Annotated in this window: 24 protein-coding genes; 9 read left to right on the plus strand and 15 right to left on the minus strand. The window is 57.8% G+C overall.

Going from position 1 to position 23919, the window contains the following annotated elements; all coding sequences use genetic code 11:
* Positions 1–258 carry a glutaredoxin 3 gene (gene grxC / locus A9D60_RS13715; RefSeq protein ID WP_065268113.1) on the minus strand — a complete coding sequence of 86 codons (258 nt, stop codon included), beginning with the start codon at positions 256–258 and terminating at the stop codon, positions 1–3.
* 82 nt (positions 259–340) lie between these two features.
* The gene (locus tag A9D60_RS13720; protein WP_065268114.1) at positions 341–1069 is read right to left on the minus strand and encodes a ComF family protein; all 729 of its coding nucleotides are present in this window, start codon (positions 1067–1069) and stop codon (positions 341–343) included.
* Between the two features lie 13 nt (positions 1070–1082).
* On the opposite strand from A9D60_RS13720, the gene A9D60_RS13725 reads away from it, so the two are divergent.
* The 3 genes from A9D60_RS13725 (at position 1083) to A9D60_RS13735 (ending at position 6147) form a co-directional block, all read left to right on the plus strand.
* A complete protein-coding gene (locus A9D60_RS13725) occupies positions 1083–1898 on the plus strand; it encodes a methyltransferase domain-containing protein (RefSeq protein ID WP_065268115.1) in 816 nt (271 codons plus the stop codon).
* A 108-nt stretch (positions 1899–2006) separates the two neighbouring features.
* On the plus strand, positions 2007–3068 hold the full coding sequence (hemH, locus tag A9D60_RS13730) for a ferrochelatase (protein WP_065268116.1): 1062 nt from the start codon (positions 2007–2009) through the stop codon (positions 3066–3068).
* 70 nt (positions 3069–3138) lie between these two features.
* Positions 3139–6147 (plus strand): aminotransferase class III-fold pyridoxal phosphate-dependent enzyme, encoded by a 3009-nt coding sequence (locus A9D60_RS13735; protein WP_065268117.1) that lies wholly within the window; start codon positions 3139–3141, stop codon positions 6145–6147.
* A 77-nt stretch (positions 6148–6224) separates the two neighbouring features.
* Here the strand turns inward: A9D60_RS13735 and A9D60_RS13740 are convergent, their stop codons facing one another.
* The gene (locus A9D60_RS13740; RefSeq protein ID WP_024092111.1) at positions 6225–6407 is read right to left on the minus strand and encodes a hypothetical protein; all 183 of its coding nucleotides are present in this window, start codon (positions 6405–6407) and stop codon (positions 6225–6227) included.
* Between the two features lie 138 nt (positions 6408–6545).
* A complete protein-coding gene (locus tag A9D60_RS13745) occupies positions 6546–7163 on the minus strand; it encodes a L,D-transpeptidase (protein ID WP_065268118.1) in 618 nt (205 codons plus the stop codon).
* Between the two features lie 170 nt (positions 7164–7333).
* On the opposite strand from A9D60_RS13745, the gene A9D60_RS13750 reads away from it, so the two are divergent.
* On the plus strand, positions 7334–7816 hold the full coding sequence (locus A9D60_RS13750) for a CAP domain-containing protein (protein WP_065268119.1): 483 nt from the start codon (positions 7334–7336) through the stop codon (positions 7814–7816).
* 87 nt (positions 7817–7903) lie between these two features.
* Here A9D60_RS13750 and A9D60_RS13755 read toward each other — a convergent pair whose 3' ends face one another.
* From A9D60_RS13755 to hslO, 8 genes are all read right to left on the minus strand, one after another.
* Positions 7904–8431 carry a L,D-transpeptidase family protein gene (locus A9D60_RS13755; protein WP_065268120.1) on the minus strand — a complete coding sequence of 176 codons (528 nt, stop codon included), beginning with the start codon at positions 8429–8431 and terminating at the stop codon, positions 7904–7906.
* Between the two features lie 66 nt (positions 8432–8497).
* On the minus strand, positions 8498–9307 hold the full coding sequence (locus A9D60_RS13760) for an ion transporter (RefSeq protein WP_065268121.1): 810 nt from the start codon (positions 9305–9307) through the stop codon (positions 8498–8500).
* Position 9308: 1 nt separating this feature from the next.
* Positions 9309–10556, minus strand: a complete 1248-nt coding sequence (locus A9D60_RS13765; RefSeq protein ID WP_065268122.1) for a class I SAM-dependent RNA methyltransferase — start codon at positions 10554–10556, stop codon at positions 9309–9311.
* A gap of 54 nt (positions 10557–10610) precedes the next feature.
* Complete coding sequence (locus A9D60_RS13770; RefSeq protein ID WP_065268123.1) at positions 10611–12458, minus strand: ABC transporter ATP-binding protein; 1848 nt, start codon at positions 12456–12458, stop codon at positions 10611–10613.
* Positions 12455–14293 (minus strand): ABC transporter ATP-binding protein, encoded by a 1839-nt coding sequence (locus A9D60_RS13775; protein WP_065268124.1) that lies wholly within the window; start codon positions 14291–14293, stop codon positions 12455–12457. Before A9D60_RS13775 ends, A9D60_RS13770 begins: the two co-directional genes overlap by 4 nt.
* Positions 14294–14507: 214 nt before the next feature.
* Complete coding sequence (locus A9D60_RS13780) at positions 14508–15659, minus strand: CCA tRNA nucleotidyltransferase (protein ID WP_065268125.1); 1152 nt, start codon at positions 15657–15659, stop codon at positions 14508–14510.
* Positions 15650–16267: a CoA pyrophosphatase gene (locus tag A9D60_RS13785; protein WP_065268126.1), complete on the minus strand. Its 618-nt coding sequence runs from the start codon at positions 16265–16267 to the stop codon at positions 15650–15652. The genes A9D60_RS13780 and A9D60_RS13785 overlap by 10 nt, the downstream gene beginning before the upstream one ends.
* A complete protein-coding gene (gene hslO, locus A9D60_RS13790) occupies positions 16260–17246 on the minus strand; it encodes an Hsp33 family molecular chaperone HslO (protein WP_065268127.1) in 987 nt (328 codons plus the stop codon). The genes A9D60_RS13785 and hslO overlap by 8 nt, the downstream gene beginning before the upstream one ends.
* Positions 17247–17323: 77 nt before the next feature.
* On the opposite strand from hslO, the gene A9D60_RS13795 reads away from it, so the two are divergent.
* A complete protein-coding gene (locus A9D60_RS13795; protein WP_065268128.1) occupies positions 17324–17788 on the plus strand; it encodes an NUDIX hydrolase in 465 nt (154 codons plus the stop codon).
* Between the two features lie 54 nt (positions 17789–17842).
* On the opposite strand, the gene A9D60_RS13800 is transcribed toward A9D60_RS13795, so the two are convergent.
* On the minus strand, positions 17843–19096 hold the full coding sequence (locus A9D60_RS13800; protein ID WP_141117921.1) for a PP2C family protein-serine/threonine phosphatase: 1254 nt from the start codon (positions 19094–19096) through the stop codon (positions 17843–17845).
* 186 nt (positions 19097–19282) lie between these two features.
* Here A9D60_RS13800 and A9D60_RS13805 point away from each other — a divergent pair, with 186 nt between their 5' ends.
* A complete protein-coding gene (locus tag A9D60_RS13805; RefSeq protein WP_065268130.1) occupies positions 19283–19606 on the plus strand; it encodes an Hpt domain-containing protein in 324 nt (107 codons plus the stop codon).
* A 14-nt stretch (positions 19607–19620) separates the two neighbouring features.
* Here the strand turns inward: A9D60_RS13805 and ilvA are convergent, their stop codons facing one another.
* Complete coding sequence (gene ilvA, locus A9D60_RS13810) at positions 19621–20847, minus strand: threonine ammonia-lyase IlvA (RefSeq protein WP_065268131.1); 1227 nt, start codon at positions 20845–20847, stop codon at positions 19621–19623.
* Between the two features lie 72 nt (positions 20848–20919).
* Complete coding sequence (locus A9D60_RS13815; RefSeq protein WP_141117922.1) at positions 20920–21684, minus strand: hypothetical protein; 765 nt, start codon at positions 21682–21684, stop codon at positions 20920–20922.
* Positions 21685–21821: 137 nt separating this feature from the next.
* On the opposite strand from A9D60_RS13815, the gene A9D60_RS13820 reads away from it, so the two are divergent.
* The 3 genes from A9D60_RS13820 (at position 21822) to A9D60_RS13830 (ending at position 23873) form a co-directional block, all read left to right on the plus strand.
* Entirely contained in the window at positions 21822–23048 is a 1227-nt protein-coding gene (locus tag A9D60_RS13820; RefSeq protein WP_065268132.1) for an argininosuccinate synthase, read from the plus strand.
* A gap of 14 nt (positions 23049–23062) precedes the next feature.
* Complete coding sequence (locus A9D60_RS13825; protein WP_441295058.1) at positions 23063–23509, plus strand: DUF1810 domain-containing protein; 447 nt, start codon at positions 23063–23065, stop codon at positions 23507–23509.
* A 79-nt stretch (positions 23510–23588) separates the two neighbouring features.
* Positions 23589–23873: an SCP2 sterol-binding domain-containing protein gene (locus A9D60_RS13830; protein ID WP_065268134.1), complete on the plus strand. Its 285-nt coding sequence runs from the start codon at positions 23589–23591 to the stop codon at positions 23871–23873.
* The last annotated feature ends 46 nt before the right edge of the window (positions 23874–23919 follow it).

Below are 23919 nucleotides of genomic sequence, written 5' to 3' on the forward strand. Positions count from 1 at the left end.
TTAGGCCGCCAGCAGCGGGTCTAGCTTGCCCGCTTGCTCAAGTGCATAGAGGTCGTCACAACCGCCGACATGTGTATCGCCGATAAAGATCTGCGGCACCGTGCGGCCGCCATTGGCGCGCTGGATCATTTCTGCCTTGCGGTCCGGCTGTGCCATCACATTGATTTCCGCAAAGCATACACCTTTCTGGTTCAGCAACCGTTTGGCTGCATGACAGAAGCCGCACAGCGGCGAGGTGTAAATTTCAACCGGTTTCATTCAGGACCCCATGTTCAGGTTTCGAAGGTTGTGGAGGAATTGGGCATTCATTGCAACAATTGCCAGTGGTTCCGGGTCAGCCTCACGCTTGCGTGACCCGGGCCAGAACTGCCACACGCACTTCGTCCGCACCCGCCTGCAAGCAGGCATCGGTGCAGGCACTGAGGGTGGCGCCTGAGGTCATTACATCGTCAACAATCAGCACAGTCCGCCCTTTGACCCTGTTTTTTCTGTTTCGCCGAACACCAATGGATGAACCCAAAAGCCGGTAACGCTGCTCCCGGGTTTTCCCCTCCAGCGAGGCTGTTCGCCTCTCACGTCTCAGCAAATCCGGACAGTGCTCCCATCCACCACGATACGCCAAGGCAGCGGCCAGCAATGCGGATTGATTGTACTTTCGCTTCAGCAGCCTGGTCCAATGCAGAGGCACCGGGCAAATCAGCGGACCGCCATCCAGCAAAGGTTCTGCTGCCCTGTGCAGCCAGCTTGCTGCAGGGCCGGCAATTTCCGTGCGATCGCCATGCTTCAGGGCCAGCACCAGTTTGCGCCCCTGCCCCTCATACAGAAGTGCAGACCGCCCCTGGCTCCAGGGTCTTGGGTGGCGCAGGCAACTGTCGCATTCCAAACGGAACCCGTCCGCTTCACCTGGCAGCGGAGCACCGCAGCCTTCGCAAACTGTTCCACTGATGAAATGCGTGTCAGCCCAGCAAGCTGCACACAGTCCGAAGTCACTGCCAACCAGCCCGCCGCAGCCCAGGCACTGGGATGGATAAATCAGTGAAACAGCAGTTTGAATCCGGGCTGTCAGCATCTAAATAGCCCCCATGACACAAGCACCCTTGCAGCTTTTCGACCGTCGCGCCCTTGAAGCCCATCGTTCACGCCGGCAACAGGATGCACTGTTCCTGCACCACATGGCACGGGACGAGGCTGAGGATCGCCTGAGCTTGGTTAACAGAACCTTTACAGCCCCCGCTGTTGTCTGCCCATTCCCCGAGGTCTGGGAGGGGTTTGAACCTGAGGCGAAAATTGTCGCGGATGAGGATATGCTGGATCTGGAAGCCGGCGCACACGATGTGGTGATCCACGCCATGTGCCTGCATTGGGCAAACGATCCGGTCGGACAGCTGATCCAATGCCGCCGCGCCTTGAAGGAGGACGGGCTGCTGCTGGTCATCCTGCTGGGCGGCCAGACCCTGCACGAACTGCGCGCTGCCATGGCTGAAGCCGAGACTGTTGTGCTGGGCGGCCTTTCACCGCGCATAGCGCCGATGGGGGAAATCCGTGATCTGGGTGGTCTGCTGCAACGTGCAGGCTTTGCCCTGCCGGTTGCTGACCTTGTGCCTCTTACTGCCGAATACCGCGACCTGACCCACCTTATTCATGACCTTCGCGGCATGGGTGAAACCAACGTTCTTGCACAGCGCCTGAGGCGCCCGGCGCCGCGCGCGCTCTTCCAGCTGGCTGATCACATCTACCGGGAGCATTTCGCCAACACCAACGGCCGCTTGCCCGCGACGTTCGAACTGGTCTGTCTGACTGGCTGGTCGCCTTCGGACAGCCAGCAGAAACCGCTGCGTCCTGGTTCAGCCCAGATGCGATTGGCCGACGCGCTCAAGGTGCCCGAATCAAAGCTGTGACCTTGATTAGTTTTAGCTATTGCTGCGCCAATGTGATCCAATTGGCCTTCCGCACGTAAACACAGTAATTATCCGCCAACAAAAATCTCAGCCGCACAGGACCTGCCCATGCTGGACGCCGCCCGGACCGCCCAATGCCCTGCCCACGCCCCAGCCGATCATCCCAAGATCCCGGCGGAAAAGGTCGGAATCCTGCTGGCCAACCTCGGCACCCCGGATGATTATTCCTACTGGCCGATGCGCCGGTATCTAAGTGAGTTCCTCTCCGACAAGCGGGTCATCGACTATCCGTCCTGGAAATGGCAGCCGCTTTTGCAGCTGATCATCCTGACGAAACGCCCGTTCTCTTCAGGAGCCGCCTACAAATCGATCTGGAATCACGACAAGGGCGAAAGCCCGCTGATGACCATTACCAAGGACCAGACCACCAAGATAGCAGAGGTGATGAAGGCGCGTTACGGCGACCAGGTTATGATCGATTTCTGCATGCGCTACGGCAACCCCTCCACCAAATCCAAGGTGCGGCAGATGGTTGAGGCAGGCTGTCAGAAGATCCTGTTTGTCCCGCTCTACCCGCAGTACGCAGGCGCAACATCGGGCACCGCAAACGATCAGTTTTTCCGTGCACTAATGGAGGAGCCTTGGCAGCCTGCCGCGCGCACAATCGCACCTTATTTCGATCAGCCCGCCTATATAGACGCTTTGGCGCGCTCGGTGGAAGACGCTTATGACAAAACCGGGAAACGCCCGGATATTCTGGTGGTTTCCTATCATGGGATGCCAAAGCGGTATCTGATGCAGGGGGACCCGTATCACTGCCAGTGCCAGAAAACTACTCGGCTGCTGAAGGAGCGGCTGGGGTGGGACGACACCCAGATCACCACCACTTTCCAGTCGGTATTCGGACCTGAGGAGTGGCTGAAACCCTATACGGTGGACCATGTCGCCACACTGGCCAAGGAAGGAAAGAAGAACATCGCGGTGATTGCGCCAGCCTTCTCTGCCGACTGCATCGAGACACTCGAAGAGATCAACGAAGAGATCCGCGAGAGCTTTGAACACGCCGGCGGCGAGGATTTCCTCTATATTCCGTGCCTCAATGACGATGACGATCACGTTGCGGCACTGGCCGGTGTCATCGGGGAAAACCTGAAAGGCTGGCTGGACTAACCGGCCGCCTCGGTCCAGAAAGTATCCAATATTCAATTTCCGGGCCAGCCGGAAAACGGGGAGATATTGGATGACGCTTGCGCACTGGGCCAAAGCCCTCCGGGAGCATTGGGGCATTGAAGCGGAACTGACCCGCCTGGACGGCGAGTACGACCTGAATTTCCTGGCCAAAGGACAAGACGGCCAAGGTTATATCCTTAAAGCTATGCGTCCCGGTTGCGACGAATGGCTGGTCGACATGCAAGTGAAGGCCTTCGAGCATATCGCGGAACGCCAGCCTGCCCTGCCCTGCCCGCGGGTCATTGCATCGCCTTCCGGACAGTCACTTCTCACCCTGCCGGATGAAAGCGGCCAGTACCGCCTGGTTTGGCTCCTGAACCAATTGCCGGGGCGTTGTTATGCCAAAGCAGAGCCGAAAAGCAATGCGCTGATCCAAGAGGTCGGCAGGGTCTTGGGCGGTGCGGCCAAGGCGCTGGCAGACTTCCGCCACGAAGGTCTTGAACGCGATTTCAAATGGGACCTGATGCGAGCGGGATGGGTCACTGAAAAGCTTTCATGCATTACCCCCCCAGAGCGCCTTGCCATCCTGGACGACATTTCTACGGAGTTTGCTAAGTTAGAGCCTGTATTGGCGAAGCTCCCCAAACAAGCCATCCACAACGATGCGAATGATTACAACATCATGGTGGCTGGTGAATTGAACGCACCTCGGCATGTATCCGGGCTGATCGACCTGGGCGATATGTGCGCGGCACCGCGCGTTTGCGATCTGGCAATTGCCGCGGCCTACATCGTTCTGGATCACCCGGCACCGGAAACAGCCCTTGCATCGCTGGTTGCCGGGTATCACGAGGCCTGCCCGCTGACCGCCGCCGAAGTAGACATGGTCTGGCCGCTTCTGCGGATGCGGCTTGCAGTGAGCGTGGTGAACTCTACCCTCATGGCCGCGGAGAACCCGGATGATCCTTATGTGACCGTTTCACAAGCGCCAGCCTGGCGGTTCCTTGAGGGCAATACACTGCATGGAGGATTGCTGAATGCCCGGCTGCGCGCGGCCTCTGGCCTGCCCGTGGTCGATGGAGCAGACCGCATCATGGCATGGATTGAACAGGAACGCGGCAATTTCGCATCCCTCATGGGAGAAGACCTAGCAGAAGCTCCGATGGGATCGCTGTCGGTGGAACAATCAACTTGGCCGCAGAATCCCTTCCACATGCCTCTGGAAGAGGCAGCCCAGGTCGGCGCCGAGTTCGAAGACCGCGGCCAGATCTGGCTGGGCTACTACCATGAGCCCAGGCTGATTTACACGGATGCAGCCTTCAGAAAGGGACCATGGAAAGCCAGCAACAGACGCACGGTTCATCTGGCAGTAGACGCTTTCGCGCGGGCCGGGACTGCGATGTTTGCACCGCTGCGAGGTGAAGTGGTTGTCGCTGAATACCGTAGCGGGCACCTGGACTACGGCGGGGTGATCATTCTGCGTCATGAAACACCCGAGGGCGATTCCTTCTTCACTTTATACGGCCATCTGGATCCTGAATTTCTGGACCGTTTGAAGCCGGGTGATATTGTCAAAAAGGGAGAAGAATTCTGCCGTCTTGGCGATCCCAGCCAAAATGGCGGATGGGCACCGCATGTTCATTTCCAGCTGGCGCTGACCACCGATGGGATCGAAACCGACTGGCCCGGTGTCGGTGATCCGGACGAGATGTATCTTTGGCGCGCACTGTGCCCCAACCCTGCGGCGTTGCTCAATCTGCCGAATGAGAAGGTCCATTATAAGCCGACCAGCAAGGACAGCGTTCTAGCAGGACGCCGCGCGCATTTCGGCGGCAACCTGAGCCTGACTTACAGTGACCCGGTGATGCTGGTTCGCGGCTGGAAGCACCACCTGTTTGACGAATGGGGGCGGCCATATCTGGATGCCTACAACAACGTGCCGCATGTGGGACACGCCCACCCGCGCATCCAGGCCGTTGCTGCGGATCAGTTGAAACGGATGAACTCCAACACCCGTTACCTGCATCCGGCACAAACCGCCTTTGCCGGCAAAGTACTGTCCAAGCTGCCCGATCACTTCGAGGTCTGCTTCTTTGTCAACTCGGGGACAGAGGCAAACGAGCTGGCCTTGCGCCTCGCGCGGGCACACACTGGCGCCAAAGGCATGGTGACGCCAGATCACGGCTATCACGGCAACACCACCGGTGCGATCAGCATCTCTGCCTACAAATTCAACAAACCCGGCGGTATAGGACAGGCTGACTGGGTAGAGCTAATTGAAGTTGCCGATGATTACCGCGGCTCTTTCCGCCGAGATGATCCGGACCGGGCGCAAAAATACGCCGGTTTTGTAGATGCAGCGATCGATCGCCTTCAGGAAAAGGGCCACGGTGTGGCCGGTTTCATCGCGGAAACCTTTCCGTCAGTTGGCGGGCAAATCATTCCCCCCAAAGGGTATTTACCCGCGGTTTATGAAAAAATCCGCAATGCGGGCGGTGTTTGCATTGCAGATGAAGTGCAAACCGGACTGGGGCGGCTTGGCGACTGCTATTTTGGTTTCGAACATCAGGACGCCCTGCCGGACATTGTTGTTCTGGGCAAGCCAATCGGCAACGGCCATCCTTTAGGCGTTCTTGTGACGACCAAGGCAATTGCAGAAAGCTTTGACAACGGGATTGAGTTCTTTTCCACCTTCGGCGGCTCGACACTCTCTTGCCGGATTGGAAAAGAGGTCCTGGATATCGTCGATGAAGAGGGTCTGCAGGAAAACGCCCGTATTCAGGGCGAGCAACTGATTGAAGGCCTGAAAGCTCTGGAACAGAAATATGCCTGCGTCGGCGACGTCCGCGGCTTGGGCCTGTTCCTTGGACTGGAGCTTATCAACCCGGACGGCTCCCAAGCCACAGAGATCTGTTCCTATGTCAAAAACCGGATGCGGGATCACCGGATCCTGATTGGAAGCGAAGGCCCCAAGGACAATATCCTGAAAATCCGGCCGCCGCTGACCATCGATTCAGACGATACTGACATGATCGTCAAAACCTTGGATAGCATTCTGCAGGAGGTGGAGGCGGCCTGACACACCTCCCGCCTTTGGTTCAAGCGACAAAAAAGGCGGTGGGGAACCACCGCCTTTTCTGTAACCGTGTATCGAAATTAGTTCGATGCAACAGCTGCGCCGACCAGAACCAGCAGCAGCAGCGGCAGCAGGATGCCGCTGGAAGAGCCCTGTGCTTCTTCCACGATGACCGGCGGTTCAACAACCGGCTCGGACAGGTTGCCAGCAGTGGCGGTGGAAGCAGCAGCGGTCAGCGCAGCAGCGATAACGAGTTTTTTCATGTTAACCTCCAGAATTTGCGCGGATCAAACATCTGAACCGCGCACCCAAGACTTACCTCGTATTTTTTTCTAACCAGCAAAAACGCGGGATTGCAATTGCTTGTTATAGTTAACAGCTTAGCGCCCCGCCGCGTGTCGTCAAATAAGCAACACCTGGGTGCCGACTTTTGCCAGGCTGAACAGCTCGGCGATATGCTCATTGTAGAGCCCGATGCATCCATTCGACGACTTGCGCCCGATCTTGCGCGTATCGTGGGTTCCGTGGATCCGATAATACTTCCACCCCAGGTACAGCGCATGGGTACCCAGCGGATTATCCGGGCCCGGTGGAATGTAGGCAGGCCATTCCGGGTTTCGCTTGCGCATATTGGGTGTTGGCGCCCAGCTTGGTCCCTCCACCTTGCGCACAACCTGAGTGCGGCCGCGGCGTGTCAGATCGTCTGAAAGCGGAACCGATGACGGGAACAGCTTGTAGGTGTTTTCGTCCGCGGACCAATAGTGCAGCGCCCGGCTGTCGATATCGACCAGAATCGCTCCGTTGCGCAAATTATCGAAATAGGGCCGCCAGGATTTTGCCCGGAAAGCCGAAATGTTGCGCTGTACCGGCGGTTCCGGCTCTGGCGGCGGACGCAAGGGATCAAAAGCCTGCTCAACGTTGTCAGGGTCCTCTTGCGCCAGCGCCGAAGAGGAGATCAAGGCAGCACTTCCGGCGAGGAACTGCCTCCGGCTGAAGATTTCAAATGGTTTTCGGGACATCACATCTTCCAACTTGCGCTTTCAGTATCCTAGATTGAAGCATTTTATGGCCGGAAAGCCGCAGTCGCAAATCAATCCGGCGGCCAAGTCTGCATAATTTTGCCGGCCCGTTTGCACAGCTGCCACAGGAAGGATAAATGCATCAGCGACTGATAGAGCGAGAGAGCATAATGAATCGCGTTTTTCTGCTGATGGCTGCTGCAATTCTAACTCTGGCGGCGGCCTGTACACCGTCATCAGAATCCGGCGGATCCTACCGCATCAGGAACGCAGACAAGGTGCAGCTGCGAATGCTCGACTCGGTCAATGCGCTGCGCCAGGCTGCCGGTGCGCAGGCGGTTCAGCTGAACGCCGAGCTTACCGCTGCTGCTGCGACTCACTCCCGCGATATGTCTGTGCAGAACCGGCCCTGGCATTTCGGGTCTGACGGATCGTCGCCGCTGGACCGGGTTGCCCGCGCGGGCTACGCCGGCACATTGCTGGGTGAAAACATCTCTGAAACCTACGAGAATGAGCAGCAAACCTTGACTGCCTGGCTGGAAAAACCGGCCACCCGTGCGGTGATTCTGGATCCCAAGGCTAGAAACATGGGCTTTTCCTGGTTCCAGGAACCGAACGGCAAGATCTGGTGGACCTTGGTGATGGGCAGCTAACCCACTGCGCTTAGAATTAATACGGTTCCAAACAAAAAGGTCCGACGCTGACGCGCCGGACCTTTTTGTTTAGGCAGTTTCCTTAAATCAGGGCCGCAGTGCGATAGTTGTGCCGTCCTGCACCATCGCATAGATCTCTTCGATTTCCTCGTTGGTCACAGCGATACAGCCAGCTGTCCAGTCATCAACCCGGGCTGCGCGCTTGCGCTCCTTGGGGTTGTTTGGCTGACCGTGGATGAAGATTTCCCCGCCTGGCCGCTTACCGTTGGCCTGCGCAATGGCGCGATCCTGATTGTTTGGATACGAAATGCCAACCGACAGATGGTAACGGCTGTTCGGATTGCGCCGGTTGACCAAATAAGTGCCCTCAGGTGTTTTGCCATCACCCTCAAACCGTTTGGGTCCGAGCGGGGCAAATCCCAGATCAACCTTGTATTCCCGCAAAATTTCGTCGTTGTGCATCAGGTACAGCTTACGCGCGCCTTTATTGATCACGATCGAAGTGACCTGCGGACCGTCATAAGATTTGAACCTGCTCACTGAGCCACCGGTGGTGCTGCAGCCGGCCAGCGCAAGGCTCGCGGCGGCACTAATGCCAAATGCCCTTCTGTTCATTGTCCCAGCCTGTATTTTTCTTGTGCCTCTATTCAGGCTTTAACGCGAAAATGCTGTTAAGGAAATTCACAATTTCCTGTCCTGAACCGGCTGATTGGTTAGCTTTTGCTCAATTGCCTCCAGCCGGCTCAGCACCTCATCCCGGTAAGCATCTGTGCGCTCACCTTCTTCCTCACCGTGGGCGTCCTGCATCGAGTTCACAATCAGGCCGACCAGGAGGTTCACCACTGCAAATGTCGTGACCATGATGAACGGCACGAAGAAAGCCCAAGCATGCGGATGCACTTCCATCACCGGACGCACGATTCCCATCGACCAGCTTTCCAGTGTCATAATCTGGAACAACGAATAGGCGCTGAGGCCGAGATTTCCGAACCATTCCGGAAAATCCTGACCGAACAGCTTGGTTGCGATAACAGAGCCAATGTAGAAGATGATCGCCATCAGCAGAAACACCGATCCCATCCCAGGCAGTGCGGTAATAAACCCCTCGACGACCCGGCGCAGCCGCGGCGCAACAGAGATCACCCGCAACACCCGCAGGATACGCAGCGCCCGCAGGACCGACAGCCCCTGAGTACCGGGCGCAAGAGCAATGCCGACAATCACAAAATCAAAAACATTCCAGCCGCTCAGGAAAAACCGCAGCCGCCGCACCAGCAGCTTGGCCAGGATCTCAACAACAAAGATCGACAAGCAGATTTTGTCGATCAAATGGATAAGCCCGCCCAGCTTAGCCATCACAGGCGGGGACGTCTCAAGGCCCAAGGTAACCGCATTGATCAAAATGACGGCGGTGATGAAGCGGCCGAAACGGCTGCTATCCAGAATGGCTTCCATGCGGCGGGTCGGTGTCATCACTTGAATATCCGTCATCTTAGTCTTTCAGGGTGAATTTTGCAGCCAGCTCGGTATGGGCTGACCAGCGGAACTGGTCAACAACCTGAACCCAGTCCAGTGAGTAGCCTGCCTCAACCAACGCCTTGGCATCGCGGGCAAAGCTGACTGGGTTACAAGACACATAGGCGATCACCGGCGTGCGCGCCTTAGTCAGCTGGGCGACCTGCGCCTCTGCGCCAGCCCGGGGCGGATCGATCACCGCCGCTTCAAATGCCGCGCCAAACGGGTTGAGGTCCTCAGGCAACATGGGATTGCGAAACAGGTCGCGGACTTCGGTGGCTACTTTCTTCAGCCCCTTTGCCTTGCGCCAGCCGTCGTCCAAGGCCTTCACCATTTCCCCCTCACCTTCAACCGCATGCACTTCGGCAAATTGCGCCAGAGGCAGCGAGAAGGTGCCACAACCGGCAAACAGATCAACGATCCGTTTGGCGCCCTTGGTGATCTCGAGAACTGCGGCCAGCAACGCGGCCTCGCCTTCGCGGGTTGCCTGCAAGAATGCTCCAGGGGGCGGGCAAACTTGCGCCGCTCCAAAAGGCTGTACAGGCGGCTGCTCCATCGCAACGGGCTCGTCATCCCAAGTCAACCTGGCAATCCGGTGCTTTTCCGCCAGTTGCGCCAATTCGATGCGCAACGACCCATCCAGCGGCTTGCCGTTTTTGACCAGTATATCCAGCCCGGCGTCCAAAGCGGTCACTGCAACTGACAGCGGCGCTTTCCGGCTGGCACCTGCCAAAGCCAGCGCCTCCGCCACCGGAATGGCCGCCAGCAGTTCTGGATCCAAAAGCTGGCAGTCCGGGATCTCGGTAATCACGTCAGATGCCTGACCGTGAAAACCGGCCATCGCCCCCTTCTTGGTGCGCCGCACTGCCAGCGTCGCGCGGCGGCGGGACCGGGGCGGCGAGGTCAGAATCGGGCGGAACTCCGTCTCAAGGCCTTGCGCGGCCAGCGCATTGCGGACCACATTCGTTTTCCACTTTTCCACAAAGACGTCGCTGGCGTGCTGAAGCTGACATCCGCCGCAAGCCTTGTAATGGCGGCAGGGCGGCTGCACCCGGTGTTCAGACGGAGTTTCAATTCGGACCTGTGTCAGGCGGCTGCCCTCCGCGATACCGGTGACAAGCTCGCCCGGGAGGGTCCGTGGAGCAAACAGGGGACCGTCGGCCACGCCATCGCCCTGATGGCCCAGCCGGCTGATCATTACTGTGGTTCTGGCTGCGTCAGTCATGGGCGCTCATTACCCCGCCGTTCCTGCCAGCAAAAGCAAAATGCGCCGGAATGATTACTCAGCTGCAGCTGTTTGTTCATCATCCGTGCAGATAAAGCCGCCGGATTGGCGCGCCCAGAAAGAAGCGTAAAGACCGCCTTTCGTCAGCAGCTCCTGATGGCTGCCGTTTTCTGCAATCCTGCCTTTCTCCATCACGACAATCCGGTCCATTTCGCTCAGCGTCGACAGACGGTGCGCAATGGCGAGAACCGTTTTGCCTTCCATCACCCGGTGCAACGCAGTCTGGATCGATGCTTCAACCTCAGAATCCAGTGCCGAGGTTGCCTCATCCAGTACCAGGATCGGCGCGTCCTTCAGAATCGCTCGGGCCAAGGCTATCCGCTGCCGCTGTCCGCCAGAAAGCTTCACACCCCGTTCGCCAAGGTGCGCATCATAGCCTGTGCGCCCCTGACCGTCCTCGAGTTCGGTGATGAACTCATGCGCCTCAGCTTTCCTGGCCGCGGCAATCAGATCAGCCTCTGAGGCGTCCGGCCGGCCGTACAGGATGTTTTCACGTGCAGACCGGTTAAACATGGCAGTCTCCTGCGTGACCATACCGATCTGACTGCGCAAAGAGTTCTGCGTGACTTCCGATATCTCCTGCCCATCAATAAATATGCGGCCTTTTTCTTCATCATAGAGCCTGAGCAAGAGCGAAACGAGCGTCGACTTTCCCGCCCCTGAGGCTCCGACAATGCCCAGCTTTTCGCCCGGGTGTATTGTCAGGTCGATCCCCTGCACCCCGCCGACATCGCGTCCATAGGCAAACTCCACCTGATCAAAAACAATTCCGCCGTTGCCGACCACCAGCGGTTTTGCACTAGGCACATCCTCCACCCTGTCACGGACAGACAAGGTCTTCATGCCGTTTTCGATTTCACCAACGTTGGAATAAATCGCCATCAGTGTGAAACTGACCCAGCCCGTCATTTGCGCAATCCGGATTGAAACAGCACCGGCTGCCACGATGTCACCTTCCGTTGCTGTCCCTGACTGCCAAAGAAACAGCGTCGCACCGATCAGCAAAACAGGCAAAATACCTGCGAGGCACATGAGACAAAAGCGGAAGCTGGCGGAGAGGTAACCGAAGTGCAGCGACTTTTCGCGAAAATGCACCATCGCATCCTGGGCGGTACGCTCCTCATGGTCAGCATGGGCAAACAGCTTCACTGTCTTGATGTTGGTGATCGAGTCGACAACTTGGCCGGTGACCATCGCCCGCGCCCCAGCCCGTGCGCCGGACCGTTTGCGGATACGCGGCAAGAACCAGCGGATCAGCGCGAAATAGGCCGCAAGCCAAGCCAGAAACACACCTGTGATGCGCCAGTCAATAGAGCCTAACAAGGCCAACGACCCAGCGAGGGAGGCCAACGCAAAGGCCACAACATTGATCATTTCTGTAGCGACCGACGTGACTGCGGTTGCTGTCTGCATCTGTTTCTGGGCGATACGTCCAGCAAAATCATCGTCAAAGAACCGCACCGACTGGCCAAGTGTCCATCGGTTCAGACGCGATAGAACCAGCGGGTTCACATTCGGTTGCACAATGATCGCATTTGATGCGGCCGACAGGCCAAACAGCACCGGGCGCACAAACAGGAAGAAGCCCAGAGCCAGGGAAATAACGGCAACATTCCCAGCGGAGAAAAACTGCTGCGGCCCGCTGGCAAGTGCTGTGTCGATGACCATTCCCAGGATAAATGCCGTTCCAGCCTCCATTCCGCCGGCCAGCGCCGAAAACCCAGCAGCCATAAGCAGCATCGGCCAAGCGCCTGACAAGCACCAGCGCAGGAAGGCCCCCAGCCTGCGCGGCGGCGGCCCGTCGGCGGGGCGGAAAGCATCGATCAGGTTGCCAACGTTCATTCTGCTGCCTCAATATTCAGGAAGCCGCCAGACTGGCGCGCCCAGAGCTGCGCATAAATCCCCTGTGCCTGCAATAGCGCTTCATGCGAACCCTCTTCTACTATTCGGCCCTGATCCATCACCAGGATACGGTCCATTTGCGCGATGGTGGACAGCCTATGTGCAATGGCGATCACCGTCTTGCCTTGCATCATACCGTAAAGGGTTTCTTGAATTGCCGCTTCCACTTCGGAATCCAGCGCTGAGGTGGCCTCATCCAGTACCAGGATCGGCGCGTCCTTCAGGATCACCCGCGCCAAGGTCACCCGCTGCCGCTGCCCTCCGGACAGTTTCACGCCGCGCTCCCCCACATGGGCGTCATACCCCTGGCGCCCCTGCGGATCCTCCAGATCCAGAATGAACTCATGCGCCTGCGCCTGTTTGGCCGCCGCAATCATCTGATCCTCACTCGCATCAGGACGTCCATACAGCAGGTTGTCCCGCACCGACCGGTGCATCAGCGCACTATCTTGCTGCACCATGCCAATACAGCTGCGCAAGCTATCCTGAGTGACACAACGGATATCCTGACCGTCGATCAGGATCTGTCCGCGCTCAGCATCATAGAACCGCAAGAGCAATTTCACCAAGGTCGATTTGCCGGCACCTGAGCGCCCGATCAGCCCAATCTTCTCTCCGGGCTGGATGGTGAGGCTGATCTTGTCCAGCCCGCCAGCCTCGCGCCCGTAATGGTGCGAGAGATTTCGCAGTTCGATTTCTCCCTTTGTCAGCTGCAGCGGTTCCGCATTGGCCGCATCCACCAGATCGATCGGCTGCGCGATGGTTTCCATCCCTTCGGCCACAACGCCCAACTGGCGGAAGAAGGACGTCAGCGCCCACATGATCCAGCCCGTCATTGCGTTCAGACGCAAAGTCAGTGCTGTTGCCGCGGCGACCAGCCCGACCGAAGCGGAGCCCTGCATCCAAAGCATCACTGCCCAGCCCACCACGCCGACAATCAGCAGCCCGTTCAGCGTGACCAGCGTGGCGTCCATGATGGTAAAGATCCGCATCTCTGTCTGAAACGTCTTGCGGGTGTTCTCGATCGCATCCCGCGCATAGGTCAGTTCCCTGTCGTGATGGGCAAACATTTTGACTGAGTGAATGTTCGAATAGCTGTCGACAACACGCCCCGTCACGGTGGAACGCGCATCGGAAGACGCCTGGCTGGCAGGGCCAACCCGTTTGACGGTCCACATCACAAGCATCGCATAAAGCGCAAACCACACCGCCAGCGGCAGCATCAGCCGCACGTCCGCGATCCACAGCAAAACCGCCGCCCCGGCCAGATAGGCCAGCGAAAAGGTGATCGCGTCAAAAACCTGAAAGATCACCTCCCCCGCGGCAGGCGGGGTTTGCATGATCCGGTTGGCAATCCGGCCGGCAAAATCATTCTCGAACCAGCCCACCGACTGGCGCAGCACGTGCTTGTGCGCCCGCCAGCGGATCAATGTGCCGTAGTTCGGCAGAATGGCGTTGTTCAGCAGCACAACATCCAGAAACTGGATCAGCGGCCGCAGCAGCAAGATGAACAGGGCGACCAGGATCAGTTCAGTACCGTAATCCCCCCAGACCTGCTCAGGCGTGCCGGACATGATGTCCACTACCCGGCCCATATAGTAGATCAGCCCGACCTCTATTGCGGCGACAATCACCGACATCAGCGCTGTCAATAAAAAGATCTTTTTGAAAGGTTTGGAATAGTCGCGCAGGAAAGGCCACAGCCGCGTCGGCGGTGTGTTGGTTTCCGGGTAGGCACAATAGGGGTCAATAAGGTTTTCAAAAAAGCGAAACATGCGGGTGCTCCAGAGGTTCGAGCATATCGGAATACAGATGAAGACAGCGGGCCGCCCAAGGCTCCCACGTCGCACGGGGCAAGGTCTCAGGCGTTAGAGAAACCAGATCCCGTAATACATCAGCATTCCTCCGTCATGTGGTGGCTGCCTTATGGGTACGCAAGATTTCCTGTCTTGTCACCCCCCAAGGTTGTGACGCTGCTGACATCACTTGTCAGCGGACAGATTTCAGCAACTGTTCCCTGCTGAGGCGAAAGCCCGAAGCAATCCAAGCCGCCTCGAGTTCCTTTAAGGTTGCTCCCAGATGCGGCCCTTTCAGATCCGGCAGAAGGTCCCGTGCCTTTACCGGGAACGTCGCACTAGCGCCCAGCGCGATATCCATCTCTAACTCGGAAGAAAGCGGCTGTTCCAGAAAAGCAGCGCGAAGCAGCAGCGAATCCAGCGCCTTTTCCGCGCCCATCCGGTACCCCAGCTCACTTGCACCAGCGGTACCAGCGGCAGCCTCCCGTATTGCTGCCAGGTATGAGGCCTGGGATTTGCTAAGCCGCAATGCCGCCTGCAGACCTTCTCCGCCCAGCGCCGCTAGGCGGCGGATACCAGAAGGCATTTTCCCAGCCTCAAGATGGATAAGCGGCGCCAAAGCGCGGTCATCTGCCCCGGGTAAGATGTTAGCCAGAACACCAGACTGCCGCATCGCCGCAACCGACGGAGCCGGATCGGGCGCTGCCAGCAGCTTTAGCAATTCAGCCCCAACCCGCTCCCTGGACAAGGCGGCCAGCCCGTCCAAATTGGCCGCAATCGCCGCCAGCGCATCCGCGTCAAACCCCTCTGCCTTGTCGCCGAACCAGGCATGAAAGCGGAAGTACCGAAGGCTGCGTAGGTAATCCTCCCGGATCCGGTTTTCCGCGGTCCCGATAAACCGCACCCGGCGCCTGGTGAGATCCGCCAGACCGCCCAGCGGATCCACGACTTCGCCATCCGGGCGTGCATAGATCGCGTTCATGGTGAAGTCGCGACGGCGGGCATCCTCTTCAATGTCGTTGGAAAACGCCACCACAGCCCGGCGGCCATCAGTGGCCACATCCTTACGAAAGGTGGTGATCTCATGCGGGATGCCGTTCCGGACCAGCGTTACCGTGCCATGGTCTATTCCGGTCGGCACCGCCTTTATCCCAGCCAGGGCGGCAAGCTCCATCACCTGCTCCGGCCGCGCGTCTGTGGCAAGGTCCATATCGGAAACCGATTCACCCAGCAGCGCATTGCGCACACAGCCGCCAACAAACAGCACCTGCGCGCCATCGGCCGCGACGGCTTGGCACACCGCCTGAGTTGCCGGGTTCTTCAACCATGGCTGATCTAGCCGCATTCCCCCTCCATTCGGGCCGCAAAGCCGCGCAGCATACGTGCGGTGGCCCCCCAAATGTAATAGGGCCCATACGGAACGGTATAATAGCGGCGACGGGTCCCGCGCCAGCGGCGGGATTCGATGATGTAGTTATCCGGTTCCAAAACATGTTCCAGCGGAACCGAAAACACCTCTGCCACTTCGCCGGTTTCAGGGCGCACTTCAAACCAGTCCCGGATCAGGGCAACCACAGGTGTCACGCAGAAACCGGTCACTGTTTCATGCTCTGGCAAACAGCCAATGACCTGAGGAAGGTTTTGCGGCAGGCCAATCTCTTCCCAAGCCTCCCGCAGCGCAGCACCGCAGGCGTCTGTGTCGCCCGCATCCACTTTACCGCCGGGAAAGGCAATCTGACCCGGATGATGCTTGAGTGCTGAGGAGCGTTTCGTCAGGATCAGCCGCGGCGTGCCTGTAGCAATAGTGACCGGTACCAGCACACCGGCCGGGCGCAGCTTGCGCCCCTCCTGCAGTACAGTTTCAGGGTTCAAGTCAAAATCAGACGAGCCGCCACCCTTTCCATTCAGAGCAGCGGTAATCCGGTCAATCAGATCCTGGGCCGGGTCACTCACTTGGCGGGTTTTCCGCGTCAAATCCCACACTTACTGGATCCAGATCGTAATGCGCGCCGCAGAACTGACAGTCGGCAGTCACCCGGCCATCATCCGTGGTCATCTTCTCGATGTCCTTCGCCGAGTATATTGACAGGCTTTGCCGCACCCGATCTTCGGAACAGGTGCAGCCAAAACGCACCGGCTGGGTGTCATAGACCCGCGGTTGTTCCTCGTGAAACAATCGGACCAGCAAATCAGTGGGGGTTACCGACGGGCCGATCAGCTCGAGCTCTTCCACCGTACTCAGCAGCGTTGTGGCACGGTTCCAATTCTCTTCCTCGTCCCCGGAAACCAGGTCACTTGCTTGAAGAACCTCTCCGGACCCTTCGCCCTGCGCGGCAAAGGGAGACGCCTTGGGCATGCTCTGCAGCATAACACCGCCTGCGCGCCAATGCTCAGAGACGCCCGGTTCTACCGATTTTCCAAAGCTGAGCTTGAACATGGTCGGCAGCTGTTCTGACTGTGCAAAATATGCCTCGGCACAAGCACTAAGAGACCCGCCGGACAGCGGCGTGATACCCTGATAAGGCTGGGTACCATTTCCCTGATCGATCAGAATAGCGAAATAGCCTTCACCCACCTGTTCAAAAGGCCCGCTGTCCGTCAGCCTGTCACGGTCAAAGCTGGCATAGGCGCGGATCTGACCGATCTCGCCTTCCTTTTGCGGCGCATAGTAGTCAGTTGCGATCATCCGCACCGCCCCTTTGGACTGCACCTGCAGCGACAACTTCCAGCGCAGGGAAATCGTCTGACCGATCAATGCCGTCAAAAGCGCCATCTCAGCAACAAGCGCCTCGACTACAGGCGGGTAATCATGTTGCTTCAGGATACCGTCCAGAACACCGTCAAGACGCGCCACGCGGCCGCGCATGTCGGATGCATCAAGCTGGAAGGGCAGGACGGTGTCGTCCCACGCGATTTTCGAACCAAGAGTCATGGGGTTTCCTTACGCGCCGGGGATTGGCATACCGGGGCTATATAGGAGAAACGACACCAGAGTGAAGGGGCCGGCCCTTGATCAGACGTTTTGGCGACACACCGCAGAAGGGCCGGCGCTACCAGATGCGCCCGGGCGCGTATGCGCTGCTGCCCCGCGACGGCAAACTATTGATTACCTGCCAGTATGATCCCCATCCGGATCTGCAGCTGCCCGGAGGCGGCATCGACCCTGGCGAGTCGCCGATCCCCGCCCTGCATCGCGAGGTCTATGAGGAAACAGGCTGGAAAATTCACGACCCGCGGAAACTGGGAGCCTTCAGGCGCTTTGCCTATATGCCCGAATACGATCTTTGGGCCGAGAAATTGTGCCACATTTATGTGGCCCGGCCTCTACGCAGGATCGGCCCGCCGGCAGAGCAAGGGCATGAAGCGCTCTGGATAGACCCTGCAAAAGCTGCCTCAAAACTGGGTAATGCCGGCGACCGCTACTTTGCTGCTCAGTTAGCAGTCCGCCTGCGCCTGGGGCGGCGGCAGTCCTAAACGCTAAATCCCAGCCGCAGCCGGGACGTCAGCATTCGGCGGTAAATAGTGCGCCTATGGGCCTTGGTATTCAAACAAGGTGGCCGACACGTCATCTTCCAGCCCATGTTCCTTGCTCATCATTTGGGTCAGATGCCAATAAAGGTCGTCAAGAAATTCCTTGCCGTTCTGCTCCGGTCCGCATTTCTGCACCAAACCCATCAGACCTTCAGGCTCAAGCATGGACCCGTCCTCCAGCCGCGCTTCGGTGAATCCGTCAGAAAACAGCAGCAACCTGTCGCCGCGCTCCATCGTGAACTCCTCCTGACTGTAGCCAATGTCCGGTACAAGGCCGACAGGCACGCCTCCTTTGCCAATGAATTCCATTTCTCCGGATTTGCGCAGCAGCAGCGGATGCGGGTGGCCCGCTTGCACCATCTTGACGACCCCGCTGCGAAGATCAGCAATGCAATACGCCATCGTAAAATACTCTTCGATCCCGGTATCGGCAATCAGGCGTGCATTCAGAAGGCTGGCCACCTCCTCCGGCTGGCGCAAGGCATAGAAGCGGTTGAATCGCTTTTCCATACCAACATTTTGGTCAAAGTAATTGGAAGACAGGTAACCGCCCAATCGCGCCGTCATCATTGCAGAGGTGATGCCATGGCCAGACACGTCGATCGAATAGAAGCCGATTCGATTCACGCCGGGCGAAAACATCCCGACCAGATCCCCGCCGATATGGCCGCAAGGTTTCAGCAGCAGACTGACCGTTGAGGAACCGAATTCCTTGGACAGCTCTGGTACCAGGGATTCCTGGATCTTTCGGGCCTGAATCAGATCTTTGTCGATTGCGTCATAGACCCGCTGCAGCTCGCCCAGGGTTTCCGACACGATGCGGTTCTTCTCAGAAAGCTCCCGCTGCATCCTTAAGATCCGCTCACCGGCGGAGATCCTTGCCCGCAGTTCATCAGAGCTGACCGGCTTCGTCAGAAAATCATCCGCACCTGCATCAAGCCCTTCAGCGACCTCATTTTTTTCACTCTTGGATGTCAGCAGAATGAAGTAGGCATAGTCCTCGCTGGTGCGGGCACGGAACGCACGGCAAAACTCCAACCCGTTCATTCCCGGCATCATCCAGTCGCTGAGAATCAGATCAGGGGTCTCCTTCTGGCAGATAGCCATAGCTGCCTCGCCGCTGTCGGCTTCAACGACCTCGAATCCCCATTTCTTGAGAGACGCCACAAGAATGCGTCTTTGCAGGCGGCTGTCGTCCACAACCAGCACACGGCGTATTGATCCGGCCACTGTCTGGTCCTCATCGTCCATCGAACTTTCTGGCAGCACCGAAGGCACCTCACAAATGGCAAAATCAGAAGATCTTGTGATACTATCGGCGCAGAGATTTAACAGGCGGTGAAGCCTAAAATTTGAGCTTCCTCCTTTATTTCACCATATTTTTACTGCAATCAACTTAAGAAGTGCACACAGCGAAAGATCGTAAGGACGTATCACATGATTGACTGGCCACGCGTGACCGAGCTGCGTGAAGAAGTCGGCGCCGAGGACTTCGGTGAAGTTGTTGAAATCTTTTTGGAAGAAGTCGAAGAAGTTATCGGCAAGCTAAAAAGCGGCGATCGCGGCCAGCTTGAGCAGGACCTGCACTTCCTGAAAGGTAGCGCGCTCAACCTTGGATTTGAAGAGTTTTCCTCAATGTGCCTGGATGGCGAGCGGAGGTCCGCACAGGGCGAAGCAAAAGGCGTCGACGTCGCCGCCATCATCGCCAATTTCCAAGCTTCCAAGTCTGCTTTTCTGACCGGTCTGTCCGAAAAATTCTGAATCTCCGCGCTGGGTCAGATAACAAACTGCGCCAAGGTCTCGTCTCTGGTGATATCCGTGTAGGTCATGCCCGCGGCATCAAGACGCGCAAACAGATGCTCAAAATTCTCAGGCCGTTTGGTTTCAATCCCAATTAGAACTGAACCGAAATTGCGCGCCGACTTTTTCATGTATTCGAAGCGGGCGATGTCGTCCTCAGGCCCCAGAATGCCGAGGAATTCCTTCAGTGCACCCGGCCGTTGAGGCAGTCGAAGAATGAAGTATTTCTTCACTCCTGAATAACGCTGTGCCCGTTCCTTGACTTCGGGCAGCCGTTCGAAATCGAAGTTGCCGCCGGATGTAACGCAAACAACGGTTTTGCCGCGGATCCAAGAGCGCACATCCTGCAGCGCCTCAACAGACAGTGCACCCGCCGGTTCCAGTACGATGCCTTCGACGTTCAGCATCTCTATAATGGTCGCGCAGATCCGGTCTTCGGTAATCGCCAGCACATCCGGCAATGGCACGTCTTTCAATATATCAAAGGGCATTTCGCCGATCCGGCCCACAGCTGCGCCATCTACGAAGGTATCGACAGTGTCCAGCGGAACGGGCTTACCTGCCGCCAGCGCCGCCCGTAAACAAGATCCGCCGTCTGGCTCCACAAACAGGCTGTGCACCTCGTCGCCAAACCACGACGACACGCCTGCCGACATCCCGCCGCCGCCAACCGGCAGCAGCACATGGTCCGGCGCCTTGCCCAGCTGTTCCTCAATCTCGACCGCGATGGAAGCCTGGCCTTCGATTACATCGGCATCGTCAAAGGGAGACAGGAAATGCCCACCCTCCTGCGCGCACCATTCCTGCGCGGCAGCCAGGCACACATCGAAGTAGTCGCCTACCAGATGGATTTCGATATTGTCGCCACCGAACATCCGGGTCTTCTGGATCTTCTGCTGCGGCGTGGTGACGGGCATGAAGATCACCCCGCGTTTGCTCATGTGGCGGCACATGAAAGCCACCCCCTGCGCGTGATTACCGGCTGATGCACAGACAAACAGTTCTTGATCCGGCTGCTTGCGCATCGCGTTCAGCGCACCGCGGATCTTGTAGGAGCGGACCGGACTCAAATCCTCGCGCTTGAGATAGATGTCGGCGCCGAAGCGTTCGGACAAATGCACGTTTCGCTGCAAGGGTGTTGCAGGGAATACATCGCGCATCGCCTGTTCAGCGGCGCGGGCCTGGGTCTTGAAATCGCTCATGTATTCTTCAGTGGCGTATGCCCGCCACTAAGGCAAGAGGCGCGTGCGAAGCATACATAAGAATACCGGGGTTTAGATGGGGCGGCCTTCTACGTAATGACCGTAAAGAGTTGTTAGAATGCTGATATTCACCAGTGCAAGAGCGGCAGATACGACAAGTGCGGATACTAAATTCAGAATCGGTAATTCTGACAGGGAGTCCACAACAAACTGACCAGCAAATTGAGCAGCGACAAGAATGGCTGCCAGCCCCAAAAGATCCCCAAAGGCATTTTTGGTCGAGCGCCAAGCGTCGCCAACCTCAAATTTGGCGCCCAGCGCCGCTGCCGGCAAAAGCACTGAAAGCCTAAGAACCAAGTACGTGAGTAAGATTGCCAGAGGTAAGTCAATCAGCTCCATCACGGCTGGCACAGCGAAACTTAGGACAGACGTTGTTAGCATAACAATCAAGAGCAGCGGAATCATCATACAGATGAGTACTAGGACGATCTGTATCGACCTACCGAAGTAGGCCATTATCCTGTCTCCCTGTACTCGCGGTACCCAGCTTTCTGGTATCTCTTCAAGCAAAACAAATCGGTGCCAGGCAACCACACTCCAAATTCCAATAAAAAGGGTTACAAACACAACTAAAAGCGGGAGCCCGTTTTGGGTGGCACTCTCTGGTAAGACCGATACCGTGCCCGACTGCAGGAAATCCGGCAACCCGGACAGTTCGAGAAACGCCGAAAAGATCACCACAATCAGAAGTACTGGTACAAGAAACACCTTAAGCAAGTCCCCAAAGTTACGTACAAGCATTCCTACGGAATGACTGAACAACGCCCAAGGTTTCATGAAAATCCGCTCCGGTTTGAAAATCGCGTCAGGCGCGGACCTTAGTTGCAGCAGGCCTGGTGTGAAACCCCGGAAAACCTTGCCCTTGCGGCCAAAACCCGTTACGCCGCAGGCGTTCTGACCTGAGAGGGAATTCCATGTCCGCGCCCAAGAAAGTTGTGCTCGCCTATTCCGGCGGCCTCGACACCTCGATCATCCTGAAATGGCTGCAGACCGAATACGGCTGCGAAGTTGTCACCTTCACCGCCGACCTCGGCCAGGGTGAAGAGCTGGAGCCCGCCCGCAAGAAAGCGGAAATGCTGGGCATCAAGCCGGAAAACATCTTCATCGAAGATGTGCGCGAGGAATTCGTCCGCGATTTCGTCTTCCCGATGTTCCGCGCCAACGCGGTCTATGAGGGTCTTTACCTGCTGGGCACCTCGATCGCCCGCCCGCTGATCTCCAAGCGGCTGGTCGAAATCGCCGAAGCCACCGGTGCCGACGCCGTGGCCCATGGCGCCACCGGCAAGGGCAACGACCAGGTCCGTTTCGAACTTGCGGCCTATGCGCTGAACCCCGACATCAAGGTGATCGCACCGTGGCGTGAATGGGATCTGTCCTCGCGCTCCAAGCTGCTGGAGTTTGCCGAGGCGCACCAGATCCCGATCGCCAAGGACAAGCGCGGCGAAGCCCCCTTCTCGGTCGACGCCAACCTGCTGCACACGTCCTCCGAAGGCAAAGTTCTGGAAGACCCGGCGGAAATGGCGCCGGACTATGTCTACCAGCGCACCGTGCACCCGGAAGAAGCACCTGACACCCCGGAATTTATCGAGATCACCTTCAAAAAGGGCGATCCGGTTGCCATCAACGGCGAAGCAATGTCGCCGGCCACCATTCTGACCGCACTGAACGAATACGGCCGCAAGCACGGCATCGGCCGCCTCGACCTGGTCGAAGGCCGCTTTGTCGGCATGAAGTCGCGCGGCATCTATGAGACCCCGGGCGGCACCATCATGCTGGAAGCCCACCGCGGCATTGAATCCATCACCATGGACCGCGGTGCAATGCACCTGAAAGACCAGCTGATGCCGCAATACGCTGAGCTGATCTACAATGGCTTCTGGTACTCGCCGGAGCGTGAAATGCTGCAGGCCGCCATCGACGCAAGCCAGACCCATGTCTCTGGCACCGTGCGCGTGAAGCTTTACAAGGGTTCGGTCAACACCGTTGGCCGCTGGTCGGAAAACTCACTCTACTCCGAAGCGCATGTGACCTTCGAGGAAGACGCCGGCGCCTACGACCAGAAAGATGCTGCAGGATTCATCCAGTTGAACGCCCTGCGCCTCAAACTGCTGGCCGCCCGCGAGCGCCGGACCAAGAAGTGAACGACCACGACGAAATGGACGGCGATTTCGAGGACGATTTCGCGGAGGAGCTGGATATGTTCGTCGAAGCTCAGGACACCGTATGGGCGGATGTTCTGAGCGAACTCACTGCAGGGCAGAAGACGAGCCACTGGATGTGGTTCGTCTTTCCGCAACTGGCCGAGCTCGGCCGCTCCCATATGGCGCAGCTTTACGGGATCGAAGATCAGGCTGAAGCCACGGCCTATTTGAACCACGAGTTACTGCGCGCACGCTTGGTCGAGGTCAGCCAGCTGATGCTGTCTCATCAGAGCTCGGATGCCGTGCAGATCCTCGGTGAAATTGACGCCAAGAAACTGCGCTCCTCGATGACGCTGTTTGCCGCCGTCCCCGGCGCACCGGCAGAATTTCAGCAGGTTCTGGATGTTTTTTACGGCGGCCAGTCATGCCCGCTGACGAAGGCTGCGCTTGCCGCAGCGTAATCCACCCGCCTCTCCCGCGGTCAATCTTGCCTGGGACATTCCCTCTGCCTAACCCTCTTGCACAACGAGGGAGGACAAGATGGCATTGGACGACATTGCGGCTGGAATCCGCGACGGTCTGGCCGGGAAGAGGTTCGAGGGGTCTCTGAAATTCGATTGCGGAACGGACGGTGTGATTGTCCTGTCGGATGGGAGCGCCAGCACAAACGACCGCGAAACGGATTGCACGCTGCGGCTGTCAGCTGAAAATCTGAAGAAACTGCTGACCGGAAAGCTCAATCCAATGACCGCCGTCATGATGGGAAAGATCAAGATTTCCGGCGACATGGGCGTTGCCATGAAGCGGAGCAAGCTGATCAGCTGATCCCTTGCTTCTGGCTGAATATATCGCGGGGTGAGCGCCGCAGGCG

This window comes from Leisingera sp. JC1 (assembly GCF_001679925.1).
In the GTDB taxonomy this organism is placed as follows: domain Bacteria; phylum Pseudomonadota; class Alphaproteobacteria; order Rhodobacterales; family Rhodobacteraceae; genus Leisingera.